The sequence below is a fragment of the uncultured Sphingomonas sp. genome, assembly GCF_964021865.1.
Lineage (GTDB): Bacteria > Pseudomonadota > Alphaproteobacteria > Sphingomonadales > Sphingomonadaceae > Sphingomonas.
In genome coordinates, this window is the sequence record NZ_CAXIAM010000027.1 from 26,894 (window position 1) to 40,423 (window position 13,530).

At 68.5% G+C, this 13,530-nt stretch carries 11 protein-coding genes; 5 read left to right on the forward strand and 6 right to left on the reverse strand.

Annotated features, from left to right (window positions below):
* Positions 1–44: 44 nt before the first annotated feature.
* Positions 45–1,076, reverse strand: coding sequence for a LacI family DNA-binding transcriptional regulator (locus AADI75_RS09060; protein ID WP_341208718.1), 1,032 nt, complete (start codon positions 1,074–1,076; stop codon positions 45–47).
* Positions 1,077–1,192: 116 nt separating this feature from the next.
* On the opposite strand from AADI75_RS09060, the gene AADI75_RS09065 reads away from it, so the two are divergent.
* From AADI75_RS09065 to AADI75_RS09075, 3 genes are all read left to right on the forward strand, one after another.
* Complete coding sequence (locus tag AADI75_RS09065; protein WP_341208719.1) at positions 1,193–2,983, forward strand: alpha-amylase family glycosyl hydrolase; 1,791 nt, start codon at positions 1,193–1,195, stop codon at positions 2,981–2,983.
* Positions 2,980–4,554 carry an alpha-glucosidase family protein gene (locus AADI75_RS09070; RefSeq protein ID WP_341208709.1) on the forward strand — a complete coding sequence of 525 codons (1,575 nt, stop codon included), beginning with the start codon at positions 2,980–2,982 and terminating at the stop codon, positions 4,552–4,554. The genes AADI75_RS09065 and AADI75_RS09070 overlap by 4 nt, the downstream gene beginning before the upstream one ends.
* Before the next feature lie 142 nt (positions 4,555–4,696).
* The gene (locus AADI75_RS09075; RefSeq protein ID WP_341208710.1) at positions 4,697–6,187 is read left to right on the forward strand and encodes an MFS transporter; all 1,491 of its coding nucleotides are present in this window, start codon (positions 4,697–4,699) and stop codon (positions 6,185–6,187) included.
* Between the two features lie 162 nt (positions 6,188–6,349).
* Here AADI75_RS09075 and AADI75_RS09080 read toward each other — a convergent pair whose 3' ends face one another.
* From AADI75_RS09080 to AADI75_RS09095, 4 genes are read right to left on the reverse strand one after another with little or no spacing between them, the layout of a single operon-like run.
* Positions 6,350–7,291 carry a Gfo/Idh/MocA family oxidoreductase gene (locus tag AADI75_RS09080; RefSeq protein WP_341208711.1) on the reverse strand — a complete coding sequence of 314 codons (942 nt, stop codon included), beginning with the start codon at positions 7,289–7,291 and terminating at the stop codon, positions 6,350–6,352.
* Entirely contained in the window at positions 7,288–8,283 is a 996-nt protein-coding gene (gene araD1 / locus AADI75_RS09085; protein ID WP_341208712.1) for an AraD1 family protein, read from the reverse strand. The genes AADI75_RS09080 and araD1 overlap by 4 nt, the downstream gene beginning before the upstream one ends.
* Positions 8,280–8,918: a 2-dehydro-3-deoxy-6-phosphogalactonate aldolase gene (locus AADI75_RS09090; RefSeq protein WP_341208713.1), complete on the reverse strand. Its 639-nt coding sequence runs from the start codon at positions 8,916–8,918 to the stop codon at positions 8,280–8,282. The genes araD1 and AADI75_RS09090 overlap by 4 nt, the downstream gene beginning before the upstream one ends.
* Positions 8,915–9,793: a 2-dehydro-3-deoxygalactonokinase gene (locus tag AADI75_RS09095; protein WP_341208714.1), complete on the reverse strand. Its 879-nt coding sequence runs from the start codon at positions 9,791–9,793 to the stop codon at positions 8,915–8,917. Before AADI75_RS09095 ends, AADI75_RS09090 begins: the two co-directional genes overlap by 4 nt.
* A 109-nt stretch (positions 9,794–9,902) precedes the next feature.
* Between AADI75_RS09095 and AADI75_RS09100 the strand changes: the two genes are divergently transcribed.
* Complete coding sequence (locus AADI75_RS09100; RefSeq protein WP_341208715.1) at positions 9,903–10,775, forward strand: SMP-30/gluconolactonase/LRE family protein; 873 nt, start codon at positions 9,903–9,905, stop codon at positions 10,773–10,775.
* Between the two features lie 75 nt (positions 10,776–10,850).
* Here AADI75_RS09100 and AADI75_RS09105 read toward each other — a convergent pair whose 3' ends face one another.
* Complete coding sequence (locus tag AADI75_RS09105; protein ID WP_341208720.1) at positions 10,851–12,116, reverse strand: sugar MFS transporter; 1,266 nt, start codon at positions 12,114–12,116, stop codon at positions 10,851–10,853.
* Positions 12,117–12,345: 229 nt separating this feature from the next.
* Between AADI75_RS09105 and AADI75_RS09110 the strand changes: the two genes are divergently transcribed.
* The gene (locus AADI75_RS09110; RefSeq protein ID WP_341208721.1) at positions 12,346–13,458 is read left to right on the forward strand and encodes an aldose epimerase family protein; all 1,113 of its coding nucleotides are present in this window, start codon (positions 12,346–12,348) and stop codon (positions 13,456–13,458) included.
* The last annotated feature ends 72 nt before the right edge of the window (positions 13,459–13,530 follow it).

Consider the following 13,530-nt stretch of genomic DNA (forward strand, 5'->3'; position numbering starts at 1 on the left):
GCCCTTCGACAAGCCCAGGGCGAACGGGGGAGAGGATCGCGGCGCTACGCCGACGCGCGCACCATCAACGTCGCGGGCAGCATGACATTCTCGGTCGGCTCGCCCGCGATCCGCCGCACCAGCGTGTCGACCAGCAACGCCCCGGCGCGCGCATAATCCTGCGACACGGTCGTCAGCGGCGGGCGTGTCAGCCGCGCGGCGGGGATGTCGTCGAACCCCGCCACCGCGACATCCTCGGGCACGCGCCGTCCCGCCTCGTCGAGCGCGCGCAAGGCCCCCAGCGCGATGAGGTCCGACGCGGCGAACAGCGCGTCGAACGGAATGTCGCGCGCCAGCAACCGCCGCGTCGCCTCATAGCCGACCTGTTCCGACGACAAGGCATCGACGTGCAGCCCCGGATCAACCGGCAGCCCGGCATGGCGCAGCGCCGCGCACAGCCCGCGATAGCGATCGCGGAATTCGGGGTAATGATCGCTCGCGGTGCCGACGAACGCCACACGCTGCCGCCCGCGCGCGATCAGGTGCCGCGCGACATCGCGCCCGCCGCCGAGATTGTCGCAGCCGAGCACCGTGCCCAGCCCGTTGGGCTCGACCGATCCCCAACGGACGTAGCGCGTCGATTGCCCGACCAGCTGTTCGAGTCGCACGCGGTACGTTTCCCAATCGCCGTAGCCGAGCAGGATCAGCCCGTCGGCCTTGCGGCTGTCGGCATAGTCCTTGTGCCAGTCCGCCGACAATTGCTGGAACGAGGTCAGCAGGTCGTAGCCGCGCAGTGCGCACGTCTTCAGGATCGAGCCGAGCATCGACAGAAAGAAGGGGTTGATCGTCGAGGCGTCGGGCAACGGGTCTTCGAAGAACAGCAGCGCCAGCGTCCTGGCCTCACCGCGCCGCAGCGACGAGGCGGCGCGGTCGACTTTGTAGCCCAGTTGCTCGGCGATCGCCGCGATCCGCAGCCGCGTCGCCGCGCTGACCGTGCGGTCGCCGCGCAGCGCGCGCGACACCGTCGGCTGCGAGACGCCCGCGGCGGCGGCGATGTCGAAGGAGGTGACGCGATCGGACAGCGGCGGGGCCTTCAGCAGAAACCATCATCCTACTGCGCGGCGCATGTGCTGTGAATACGTATGCTGCGCGCTTGGCAAAGGCCGGCGCGGCTGCGCATCACGCCACGATCGGGAGAGAGAGCATGAGAAGCATGATCGCGGGCGCGCTGGCTGCGCTTTCGCTGGCGGGAACTGCGTCGGCGCAGGATTATCGCGCGCGCTTGCCGCAGGACGAGGTGATCTATTTCGCGCTTCCCGATCGCTTCGACAACGGCGATCCCGCGAACGACCGCGGCGGGCTGACCGGCGATCGTCTGACCACCGGCTATGATCCGACGTCAAAGGGTTTCTATCACGGCGGCGACCTCAAGGGGCTGCTGCGCCGGCTGGATTATATCGAGGCGCTCGGCGCGACCGCGATCTGGGTCGGCCCGATCTTCCGCAACAAGCCGGTGCAGGGGCCCAAGGGGCAGGAAAGCGCGGGCTATCACGGATATTGGATCACAGACTTCGAGCATGTCGATCCGCATTTCGGCACCGATGCCGATTTCGCGGCGCTGGTGGCCGCGGCGCACGCGCGGGGGATGAAGGTCTATATGGACATCATCGTCAACCACACCGCCGATGTGATCCGCTATCGCGAGTGCGGCGACTGCGCCTATCGGTCGCGCGCCGATTACCCGTATCAGCGGCGCGGCGGGGTGAACGGCGCCGCGATCAACCCCGGCTTCGCGGGCGATCAGGTGCAGACCGCGGCCAATTTCGCCAGGCTGACCGATCCGCGCTACGCCTACACGCCCTATGTTCCTAGGGGCGAGGAGCGCGCGAAATCGCCGGCGTGGCTCAACGACGTCACGCTCTATCACAATCGCGGCAACACCACCTTTCGCAACGAAAATTCGACGATGGGCGATTTCGTCGGGCTCGACGATCTGATGACAGAGAATCCGCGCGTCGTGTCCGGCATGATCGACATCTTCGGCGGCTGGATCGACCGCTTCGGCATCGACGGCTTCCGCATCGACACCGCCCGCCACGTCAATCCCGAGTTCTGGCAGGCGTTCGTGCCCGCGATGCAGGCGCGCGCCACCGCGCGCGGCATTCCCAATTTCCACATCTTCGGCGAGGTCGCCGCCGACCAGCTCGACGCCGGCCCGCTCGCGGTCCACACGCGCGTCGACAAGCTGCCCGCCGTGCTCGACTTTGCATTCCGCCGCGCGGTGCTCGATACTGTCGCGGGGACCCGCGGCACCGATGCATTTGAAACGCTGATCGCGGGCGATGCGCTCTACGAAGGCGGCGCGGCGGCGGCAGAGCGCTTGCCGACCTTCGTCAGCAACCACGACAATGGCCGCTTCGCCTTCTTCGTGCGGCAGGCACTCCCCGACGCCGACGCCGCCGAGGTGCTGCGGCGCACGATGCTTGCTCATGCGATGCTGCTGACGCTGCGCGGCGTGCCGACCATCTATTCGGGCGACGAACAGGGCTTCACCGGCGATGGCGGCGATCAGGACGCGCGCGAAGATTTGTTCGCCAGCCGCGTCGCCAGCTACAACGACAATCGCCTGCTCGGCACCGACACGACGACCGCGACCGCGCATTTCGGGCGGGACAATTCCCTATTCCGGCAGATCGCGATGCTGGCGCGCGTGCGGCGCGCGCACCCCGCGCTGACCCGCGGCCGCACGATCCTGCGCGCGCGCGAGGAAGCGCCGGGACTGCTTGCCGTCTCGCGCGTGGACCCGGCGACCGGGCGTGAAATCCTGCTCGCCTTCAACACCGCCACCACCCCGCTCGACCGGCTGGTCGAGGTGGGTGGTGCGGGCAAGGCAACGACGCTGGCCGGGGAGGGCTGCGCCGTGCAGACCGCTGCGCCGGGATCGTTGCGCGTCCGCCTTCCTGCGCTGGGCTATGCCGTCTGCGCGATCGGAGAAACCCGATGACCCATCCGTGGTGGCAGGGTGCCGCCGTCTATCAGATCTATCCGCGCAGCTTTGCCGATGCGAACGGCGACGGCGTCGGTGATTTGCGCGGGATCACCGCGCATCTCGATCATGTCGCGTCCTTGGGCGTTGATGCGATCTGGATCTCGCCTTTCTACACCTCGCCGATGGCCGACTTCGGCTATGACGTCGCCGATTATTGCGACGTCGATCCGGTGTTCGGGACGCTCGCCGATTTCGACGCGCTGATCGCGCGCGCGCACGATCTCGGTCTGCGCGTCATCACCGACCAGGTGTGGTCGCACACCTCCGACCGTCACGCGTGGTTCGTGCAGAGCCGCGCGCGCCGCGATGGCGACAAGGCCGACTGGTACGTCTGGGCGGATGCCAAGGCGGACGGGTCGCCGCCCAACAACTGGCAGTCTGTGTTCGGCGGCCCGGCGTGGACGTGGGACGCGCGACGCCAGCAATATTACCTCCACACCTTCCTGAAGGAACAGCCGCAACTCAACGTTCGCAATCCGGCCGTGCAGGCGGCGCTGCTCGGCGTCGGGCGCTTCTGGCTCGATCGCGGCGTCGACGGTTTCCGGCTCGACGCGATCAACCATGCGATGGGCGCGGCCGATTTGCGCGACAACCCGCCGGCCGCGCTGTCGAACAAGCCGCGCACGCGCTCGTTCGATTTCCAGCAGAAGACGCACAGCCAGGATCAGCCCGACATGCTGCCGTTCGTCGAACGGATCCGTGCGCTGACCGACGAATATGACGCGCGCTTCTCGGTCGCCGAGATCGGCGGCGACGAGAGCGACTGGGTGCGCAAGGCCTATACGCAGCCGGGCCGGCTGGAGACAGCCTATGGCTTCGACTTCCTCTACGCCGATCACCTGACGCCGGCGGCCGTGCAGGCCGCCTTGTCGCAATGGCCGGGCGCGGAAGGCGAGGGGTGGCCGAGCTGGGCGTTCGAGAATCACGACGCGCCGCGCGCGGTGTCGCGTTGGGCGCTGCCCGCGCATCGCGACGCGTTCGCGCGCGCCAAGATGGTGCTGCTGGCCGGGCTACGCGGCAACATCTTCCTCTATCAGGGCGAGGAACTGGGACTGACGCAGACGGCGGTGCCGTTCGAGAAACTGCGCGACCCCGAGGCGATCGCCAATTGGCCACTGACGCTCAGCCGCGATGGCGCGCGGACGCCGATGCCGTGGTTGGCGGACGCGGCGGGACATGGCTTTACCAGCGGCGAGCCGTGGCTGCCGTTTGGCAGCGACCATGCCGGCATGGCGGTCGATGTGCAGGAGGCGGCGGCGGACTCGCTGCTGCATTGGACGCGGCGCGTGCTGGCGGTGCGGCGCGCGGCGCCACCGTTGCGGTGGGGAACGCTGCGCTTCGTGGACGCGCCGGCTGACGTGGTCGCGTTCGAGCGTGAGCATGACGGCGATCGCTTGCTGTGTGTGGTGAACCTGTCGCCAGAGGAACGTGACGTGGCGATGGACGATGGCGAGGTGCTGTTGGCGTCTGGCGTCAACGGCGCGCATTTCGCAGGCTATGGCGCGCTGATCGCGAGGCTGGTGTGATGGACGGCTCCCTCTACACCAGCCGTTATGCCGGCGAAGGCCAAGACCCATTCGCGGGACGCGGCCGCATCTCGCGAGTTGCCCGCCACTGGACGCCGGTCTCTGTCGGGGTGACGGGTTATTGCGGTACCGGAGTGGCCGCATGACTGCCCCCCGCCGCCGTTACCAATCGCTCGCCGGGCTGGCGAACATCTCGTTCGGCTTCTTCGGCATTCAGATCGGCTTCGCGCTCCAGAACGCGAACATGAGCCGGATTTTCCAGTCGCTTGGCACCTCGCTCGACGATCTGCCCGCGCTTTGGGTCGCCGCCCCGCTCACCGGGTTGCTCGTCCAGCCGGTGATCGGCCATTTCAGCGACCGGACATGGCTCGGCCGCTTTGGGCGGCGGCGGCCGTACTTCCTCGCCGGGGCGGTGCTCGCCGCGCTGTCGCTGTTCGTGATGCCGCTCAGCCCGGCGCTGCTCGTCGCGGCGCTGATGCTGTGGGTGCTCGACGCCTCGCTCAACATCTCGATGGAGCCGTTCCGCGCCTTCGTCGGGGACATGCTCGATCGCGACCAGCATGCCGCCGGCTATGGCGTGCAGACCGCGTTCATCGGCGCGGGCGCGGTGTTCGGCTCGATCTTCCCGTGGCTGCTCGAACAGGCCGGCGTGTCGAACGTCGCGCCGCCGGGACAGATTCCTGATTCGGTCAAATTCGCCTTCTGGTTCGGCGGCGCCGCGCTGCTCGCCAGCGTACTGTGGACGGTGGTAACGACCCGCGAATATTCGCCCGCCGAAATGGCGGCGTTCGACGGCATCGCGGCGACGGACGACGGCAGCACCGCGCGAATGCTCGCTGCGCGGCGTTCGACCGCGCCGCTGTTGTGGATCGCGGCGGGCGCGGCGGTGGTCGTGCTGGTCGCGCTCGCGAAGCTCGAAAAGGAGATGTACCTGCTCGGCGTGCTGCTCGCGGGCTATGGCGTGGCGAGCCTCGTCGCGATCCGCGCCGCGCGGGCGGGGCGCTCGCCGGGCCTGCTCGGGCATATCGTCGGCGATTTCGCGGGCATGCCGCCGCTGATGAAGCGGCTGGCGGTCGTCCAGTTCTTCAGCTGGTCGGCGCTGTTCATCATGTGGATCAACACCACCCCGGTCGTGACGCAGGTGTTCTTCGCCGCGCCCCATGCCGCCAGCCCGGCGTATCAGCGCGGCGCGAATTGGGTCGACGTTCTGTTCGCCACCTATAACGGCGTCGCGGCGGTGTCGGCGTTGGTGCTGCTGCCGTGGCTGTCCGCACGGATTGGCAAGGCGCGGACGCATGTCGTCGGATTGCTGTGCGGCGCGGCGGGCTTCGCAAGCATCTTCGTGATGCCCGACGCGCACTGGTTGCTCGTCAGCGAGATCGGGATCGGCATCGCCTGGTCGACGATCCTCGCAATGCCCTATGCGATCCTCGCCTCGGCGCTGCCGCAGCGCAAGCTCGGCATCTTCATGGGGTTGTTCAACGTCTTCGTCGTGACGCCGCAATTGCTGGTCGCGACGGTGATGGGATCGATCACCCGCCATTTCTTTCCGACCGAGCCGATCTGGACGATGGCGTTCGCCGCGGTGACGATGGCCGGCGCGGCGGTCGCGATGCTGCGGGTGCGGGAATAGGGCTGATCAGCAGTGCCGGATCGATCACCCTGAACCGTTCGTGCTGAGCCTGTCGAAGCACGTGCCCCGCGGCACTCCCTTCGGCAGGCTCAGCACGAACGGTGGAGATGTGCACCGGATCGCCAGTGCCGTCGCCCCGGGTCGAGCCGGGGCGAAGCGGCGTTACTCCACGAACGGCTCGACGCTGATGTGCCGCCCACGCAGGAAGACGTCCGCCACCGCGCGCAGCGGTGCGACGTCGACGTCCGACACGCCCGCGCGCACGATCGCGCCGAAACGGTGATAGAGCCCCGGATATTCGCCGTGCAGGTCGGCGTCGTGCGCCAGCGCTTCCTTGCCGTCGATCGTCAGCACCGATCCGCCCTTCGACAGCAGCAGCGTGCCGTCGTCGGTTTCGACCTCGATATCCCAATGCTGCGGGCCTTCCTGGCGGAAGTCGAGGTCCATCGCGATCTCCGCCCCGGCGGTGTCGCGGAAGGCGACGCGCGCCGCGATCGGCGCGGCGCGGTTCGACGGCACGTCCAGCTCGGCGGTTTCGACGAAGAACGGGCGCGGCAGGATGCGCGTCGCAATCGACAGCGCGTTGATGCCCGGATCGAACACGCCGAACCCGCCCGGCTCCCAGATCCAGTCCTGCCCCGGATGCCAGACGCGCACGTCCTCGCGCCAGGTGATCTTGGCGCGCTTCACCTCGCGCTCGGCCAGCCATGCGCGGGCGGGTTCAACGCCGTCGGCGTAGCGCGAGTGCCAGCTCGCGAACAGGCTGACGCCCTTCGCCGCGGCGGCGTCGCGCAGCGCGATCACCTCGGCCAGCGTCGCGCCCGGCGGCTTTTCGAGGAAGACGTGCCAGCCCTGCTCGATGCAGAATTGCGCAATCGCGCGGCGGACCTGCGGCGGGGTGCACAGCGACACCGCGTCCACCTCCACACCGCTCTCGGCGAGTTCGTAGACGTCGCGGAAGAACGGCAGGCCGTTCACGCTCTCACCGCTGCGGCTGACCGTGGCGACGAGGTCGAAGCTCTTGCCGGCTTCGATCGCGGGCAGATGCTGGTCGTGGGCGATCTTGCCCATGCCGACCAGCGCGAGGCGGATCGGCGCGGTCACAGCGCGCGCACCACGACGGGCGCGGCGGCCGCGTCGGTCAGCGTGTTGCGCAAGGGCAGCGCGAACGGCACGGCGGCGATCTCGAACACGTCCCCGGGCTGCGTCTTCACGCCGTCGGCGACCGACAGCGTCGCGGTGCCAAAGAAATGGACGTGAATGTCGCCGGGACGGCGGAAGCCGGCATATTTGAAGTGATGATGCTCCAGATTGGCGAGATGGTGCGACATATTGTCCTCGCCGGTCAGGAACGGCTTCTCCCACAGCGTCTCGCCGTCGCGGACGATCTTGCTGGTGCCGCGAATGTCGGACGGCGGGGTGCCGAGCAGCAGCTCCGCGCCTAGAGATGCCTGGCGCAGCTTGGAATGCGCGAGCCACAGGTAATTGTGCTTCTCGGTCACATGATCGCTGAACTCATTGGCGAGCGCGACGCCAAGACGATACGGCGTGCCGTCGTCACCGATCAGGTAGATGCCGGCCAACTCGGGCTCCTCGCCGCCGTCCTGCGCGAACGCGGGCGACGCGAACGGCGCTTCCGGCGCGACCAGCGACTGGCCGTCGCCCTTGTAGAACCATTCCGGCTGCTGGCCGACCACGCCGTCGGCCGGCTTGCCGCCCTCGACGCCTTCGAGGAACATCCGCATCGAATCGGTCTGGTGCTCCGCCGAGGAGGCCGCCTTGTGCATCGCATCGCGCCCGGACGCCGAGCCGAGATGCGTCAGCCCGGTGCCCGCCAGCATCAGCCGCGCGCTGTCCTCGTGATCGATCGCGGGCAGCAGGTGCCCGGCGTCCAGCTCGGCGGCGATGTCGACCGTTTCGTCGCTGCGGCGCTCCGCCGCAGCCTCGGCGAGCGTCGTTCCCGCGGCGATCGCCGCCAGTGCCAGTTCGCGGGTCGTCGCGACGCCGGTCAGAAAGACCGCGCGCTCGCCCTCGGCGAGGATCACACGGCGACGCCCGTCGTCACCGCGATGTTGAAGCAGACGGGTATCGGTCATGCGAGGTCCTTGAGCGCGGAAAGATAGCGGCGCGCCTCGGCGGCGACCGCGTCGGCGGATTTGCCGGGACGGTACAGGTTGGAGCCGAGCCCGAAACCGTCGGCCCCGGCGGCGCGCCAGTCGGCGACATTCTCGGGCACGATCCCGCCGACCGCCAGCATCCGCACCGTCTTGGGCAGCACCGCGCGCTGCGCCTTCAGATAGGCGGGGGTGGTGCCGTCGGCGGGGAACAGCTTCAGCGCGGTCGCGCCGGCGGCGAGCGCGGCAAAGCCCTCGCTCGCCGTGAAATAACCGGGCATTGAGATCAGCCCACGCGCCGCGGTCGCGGCGATCACGTCGGTGTTGGTGTTCGGCGAGACGATCAGCGTGCCGCCGATATCATGGACCCGCGCGACATCCTCGACGGTCAGCACCGTGCCCGCGCCGATCAGCGCGCGGTCGCCGACGCGCTCGATCAGCAATTTGATGCTGTCGAACGGGTCGGGCGAGTTAAGCGGCACCTCGATCAGCGTGAACCCGGCCTCGACCAGCGCGTCGCCGACCGCGGGCGCCTCGGCCGGGGTCAGCCCGCGCAGGATCGCGACCAAAGGCGCGGCGGCGAACGCGGCGTCGAAGCGCGTATGTGTCTCGGTCATCGTGTCAATTCCCACAGGCGATGGATACCGGCGGCAAAGGCGCGTTCGCTGTCGAGCGTCACCGGCGTGCCGCCACCGTGCCGGATCGCGGCGGCATAGAGATCGGCGAGCGCGCCGCCCGCCAGCAACTGGACGGTGCGCCCCGCGAGATCCTCACGCGCGCCGACGTCGGCCCCGATCAGCACCCCGCTCGCGAACGCCGCCGCATCGTCGGGGGCGAGCCGCCCGAGCAACACGCGCGCGCGCACCTCGAACAGCGCCACGGTCAGGTCGCGCGCGCCCGCGCCGCGCGTCAGCCCGTCCTGGAACGCCGTGCCGTCCGCGACCGCGCCGTCGAGCATTCCGGCAAGGATGCCATGCCCGCGGAGCAACGCGAACAGCTCGCCGGTCAGCGCGGTGGCGATATCGGTGACGCGCCCGGCCTCGGTCGCGATCCATTTGTTGTGGGTGCCCGGTTGGCAGAACAACGCGTCGGCAGGGGCGAGCCCGGCGGCGATCGCGCCGAGCACCTGCACCTCCTCGCCGCGCATCACGTCGGCGCGCGCCGCACCGCGCAACGCGACGCCGGGCACCAGTGTCGCCGCCGCATCGGCGATCGTCAGGCAGCCCGCCGCGAGCGTTTCGATCCCGGCGGGCGCGTCGACATACGGCACCTCGCGCCAGCCGCGGTTCGAACCGACCATCCCGGCCGCGATCACCGGCAACTCGCCAAACGTCGCGCGGATCGCGCTGATTTCTGCGGGATATCCCTCCGGCGTCAGCGACAGGATGCCGCGCCCGTCCTTGACCGACGCCTCCGCCACGCCCGCGGCGGACATCCGCCACGCACGCCGGTTCGTCGTTCCCCAATCGATGGCGATATAGTCGCCCGGCACCTCATCCTCCCATTTATTTGTAGGACATAAAGCCTTCCGCGACGAGGTCAAGGCTGTCCGCCGCGCGCGTGATCCTGTAGGCCGATTGTTCGGGACGATGGAGAGACAGATGACCGAAGTGCGGACATTGTGGCGCGGCGCGGCGACGCTGGGCGAGGGCCCGGCGTGGGATCCGGTGCAGGGGGTCCTGTGGTTCGTGGATATCAAGCAGCAGCGCGTGCACCGCTACGATCCGATCTCCGGCGAGGTCGCGGCGTGGGCCGCGCCGGCGCAGGTCGGCTGGGTGCTGCCCGGCGGGGGCGGCGCGCTGCTGGCGGGGTTGCAGACCGGCCTCGCGCGCTTCGATCCCGACACCGGCGAGTTCTCGCACGTTGCCGATGTCGAGCCCGACCTGCCGGGCAATCGCCTCAACGATGCGACCGTCGCGCAGGACGGGTCGGTCTATTTCGGATCGATGGATGACGGCGAAAGCGCGATCACTGGGCGCGTCCACCGCTGGGACGGGCAACAGGTGACCACCACTGCGATCGATCCGGTCGCGATCACCAATGGCCCCGCGCTGTCGCCCGATGGCGCGACGCTGTACCATGTCGATACGCTGGGCGGCGTGATCCATGCCGTGGCGCTGGCGCCCGACGGCACCACCGGCGCGGCGCGCGTGTTCGCAACGATTGACCCGGCCGATGGCCACCCCGACGGCGTGACGGTCGATTCGGGCGGCAACGTCTGGGTGGGGCTGTGGGGCGGCTGGTGCGCGCGCTGCTACGCGCCCGACGGCACGCTGCAACGGGAGGTGAAGCTGCCCGCCGCCAACATCACCAAGATCGCGTTCGGCGGCCCGGATCTGAAGACCGCGTTCGCGACCAGCGCGCGCAAGGGCCTCGACGACGCCGCGCTGGCGGACCAGCCCGACGCTGGCGCGCTGTTCGCGTTCGATGTCGAGGTGCCGGGCCAGTCGCTCGCGCCGGCGCGGTTCGGCTGACACGGAAAAGGCCGGCGGCTCGCAGGAGCCGCCGGCCTCTCGTCATCCCCGCGCTCACGGGATGATGAAAAGGATTTAGTGCGCCGTTTCTTCGGCCGGCACATCGGGCAGCGCGTTGGTCGCCTTGGCGCCCCACAATGCATAGAACAGAATGTACAGCTCGCACGCCGCGGTCAGCAGGAACGACGGCTGCAGGCCATAGGCATCGGCCAGCTTGCCCTGCACCACCACCAGCGCACCGCCGGCGATCGCCATGATCAGCAGCCCCGAGCCTTCCTCGGTCAGCGGCCCCAGCCCCTTGATGCCGAGCGTGAAGATCGTCGGGAACATGATCGAGTGGAACAGCCCCACCGAGATCAGCGCCCACATCGCGACCGGCCCGGTCGTGAAGACGGTGATGAGCATGACGATGAACGCGCCGATCGAGAAGGCCGCGAGCACCGTCTCCGCCGGGATGCGCTGCATGATCGCCGAGCCGGCAAAGCGCCCGATCATCATCCCGCCCCACAGGAAGGTCAGGTAACGCCCGGCCTGTTCGGCGGTGATGTTGGCGATCTGCGGCTGGCTGACGAAGTTCACGAACAGATTGGCGACGCCGATCTCGGCGATTAGATAGATGAAGATCGCCGGGATGCCGAACACCAGGTTGCGGTGCTTCCACAGCGAATGGTTCTTGCGATCCTCCTTGGCCACGCGGCTGGTCGATCCGCCCATCGCGGGCAGCGGAAAGCGCGCGATCACGACCGCGAGCACGACCAGCACGATCGCGACGAGGACATAGGGCAGGATCACCGACTGCGCGTCGGCCAGGCGTTCCGCCTCGGTCAGCACCGTGCCGGTGGCCGCCGTGCCGCCCTTCGAGCGGCCGAGGATCAGATACGCGCCGAACAGCGGCGCGAGCATCGTCCCCGCCGAATTGAGCGCCTGCACCAGATTGAGCCGCGACGACGCGGTCTCCGCGGGTCCGATCACCGCGACATACGGATTGGCGGCGACCTGCAACAGCGTGATGCCGCTGGCGATCACGAACAGCATGACCAGCGTGACGCCATAGCTCGGCAGACTGGCGGCAAGCACCATGCCCAGCGCGCCCGCGGCCATGATCAGCAGGCCGACGACCAGCGACTTCTGATAGCCGATCCGCTCGATCAGCTTGGCGGCGGGGATCGAGGCGAAGAAATAGGCGATGAACCAGACGCTTTCGATCAGCGTCGTCTGAGTGTAGTTCAGGTCGAACACGCTGCGCAGGTGGGGCAGCAGCGTATTGTTGATGACGGTGATGAACCCCCACATGAAGAACAGGCTGGCCAGCAGCGTCAGCGCGCGGCCATAGCCGGGCATCGCGCCGCCTGTGCTGCCGCCCGCGCGCGCCGCGCCCGGTGAAATGGGGGGTCCGGCCATCATCCTCTCCTCAACCTGATCATGTTCGCGCGGCGGGGTTGCGCCGCAGAGATATGTCTGACTATATTCGCCGCGAAGAAGTGGTCAATGCGGCAAACGCTGTTGGCTGGCAAGTGCGGGAGGGGTGTCGGTGAGCATTTCGGTGGCGCGTTGGAGTCTGGGCGCAAGCATGGCGCTGGCGGGTGTTTTGGCGGCCTCCTCGGCCGGGGCGGCGACGGCGGAGCGCGCCGCGTTCGGCACCTTGCCGGACGGGACCGCGATCGAGGCGGTGACGCTGAAGGGCAGCAACGGCGTCAGCGCGCGGATCATGACGCTCGGCGCGACGCTCCAGTCGTTCAACGCGCCCGACCGTAATGGCAAGGTCGCCGACATCACGCTCGGCTATGACGATGCCGCCAGCTACGTCACCAACCCCAATTTCTGGGGCCAGACCGTCGGCCGCTACGCCAACCGCATCGCGGGCGGCAAATTCACGATCGACGGCAAGGCCTATCAGCTGCCGCTCAACGACAAGACCAACTCGCTCCACGGCGGGACCAGGGGCTTCGACAAATATATCTGGCGGATCACCTCGGTGAAATCCGGTCCGCAGGCCAGCGTGACGATGGTCATCACCAGCCCGGCGGGCGATCAGGGCTATCCCGGCACGCTGCAGGTCTCGGCGACCTACAGCCTCGATGACAAGGGCGCGCTGACGATCGACCTCGATGCCAAGACCGACGCCGCGACGGTCGTCAACCTGACCAACCACGCCTTGTTCGATCTGGCCGGCGAGGGCTCGGCGACGGGCATCTATCCGCAGAAGCTGACGATCCCGGCCGCGCGCTACACGCCGGTCAACGCGGCGCTGATCCCGACCGGCGAGCTGGCCCCGGTGGCGGGCACGGTGTTCGACTTCACGAAGCCGCGCGCGATCGGGCAGAGCGTCCGCGACGGCAGCGAGGCGCAGATCGTGATCGGCCGCGGCTACGACCATAATTTCGTGCTCGACAAGGGCGCGACGAAGGAGCCGGGGCTGGCGGCGCGCGTCGAGGACGATGCGTCGGGCCGCGTGCTCGAGGTGTTGACCACCGAGCCGGGCGTGCAATTCTATTCCGGCAATTTCATCGACGGCAGCTTCGTCGGCAAGCAGCGCCACGTCTATCGCATGGGCGACGGTTTCGCGCTGGAACCGCAGAAATTCCCGAACACCCCCAACCAGCCGTCGTTCGGCTCGGCACGGGTCGATCCGGGCAAGCCCTATCACCACCGCATGGTGTACCGCGTCTCGGTGGCGCGCTGATCCCCGGAGTTTTCTGACATGACCGCCCCTCTTGATCCGACGAAGCTGCGCAGCCGTGCGTGGTTCGACAAT

What these genes read in the sequence shown, in the direction of transcription:
- AADI75_RS09065 (WP_341208719.1), top strand. Translation starts at nt 1,193, where the DNA reads ATGATCGCGGGCGCGCTGGCTGCGCTTTCGCTGGCGGGAACTGCGTCG.
- AADI75_RS09070 (WP_341208709.1), top strand. Translation starts at nt 2,980, where the DNA reads ATGACCCATCCGTGGTGGCAGGGTGCCGCCGTCTATCAGATCTATCCG.
- AADI75_RS09075 (WP_341208710.1), top strand. Translation starts at nt 4,697, where the DNA reads ATGACTGCCCCCCGCCGCCGTTACCAATCGCTCGCCGGGCTGGCGAAC.
- araD1 (WP_341208712.1), bottom strand. Translation starts at nt 8,283, where the DNA reads ATGACCGATACCCGTCTGCTTCAACATCGCGGTGACGACGGGCGTCGC.
- AADI75_RS09090 (WP_341208713.1), bottom strand. Translation starts at nt 8,918, where the DNA reads ATGACCGAGACACATACGCGCTTCGACGCCGCGTTCGCCGCCGCGCCT.
- AADI75_RS09100 (WP_341208715.1), top strand. Translation starts at nt 9,903, where the DNA reads ATGACCGAAGTGCGGACATTGTGGCGCGGCGCGGCGACGCTGGGCGAG.
- AADI75_RS09105 (WP_341208720.1), bottom strand. Translation starts at nt 12,116, where the DNA reads ATGCCCGGCTATGGCCGCGCGCTGACGCTGCTGGCCAGCCTGTTCTTC.
- AADI75_RS09110 (WP_341208721.1), top strand. Translation starts at nt 12,346, where the DNA reads ATGGCGCTGGCGGGTGTTTTGGCGGCCTCCTCGGCCGGGGCGGCGACG.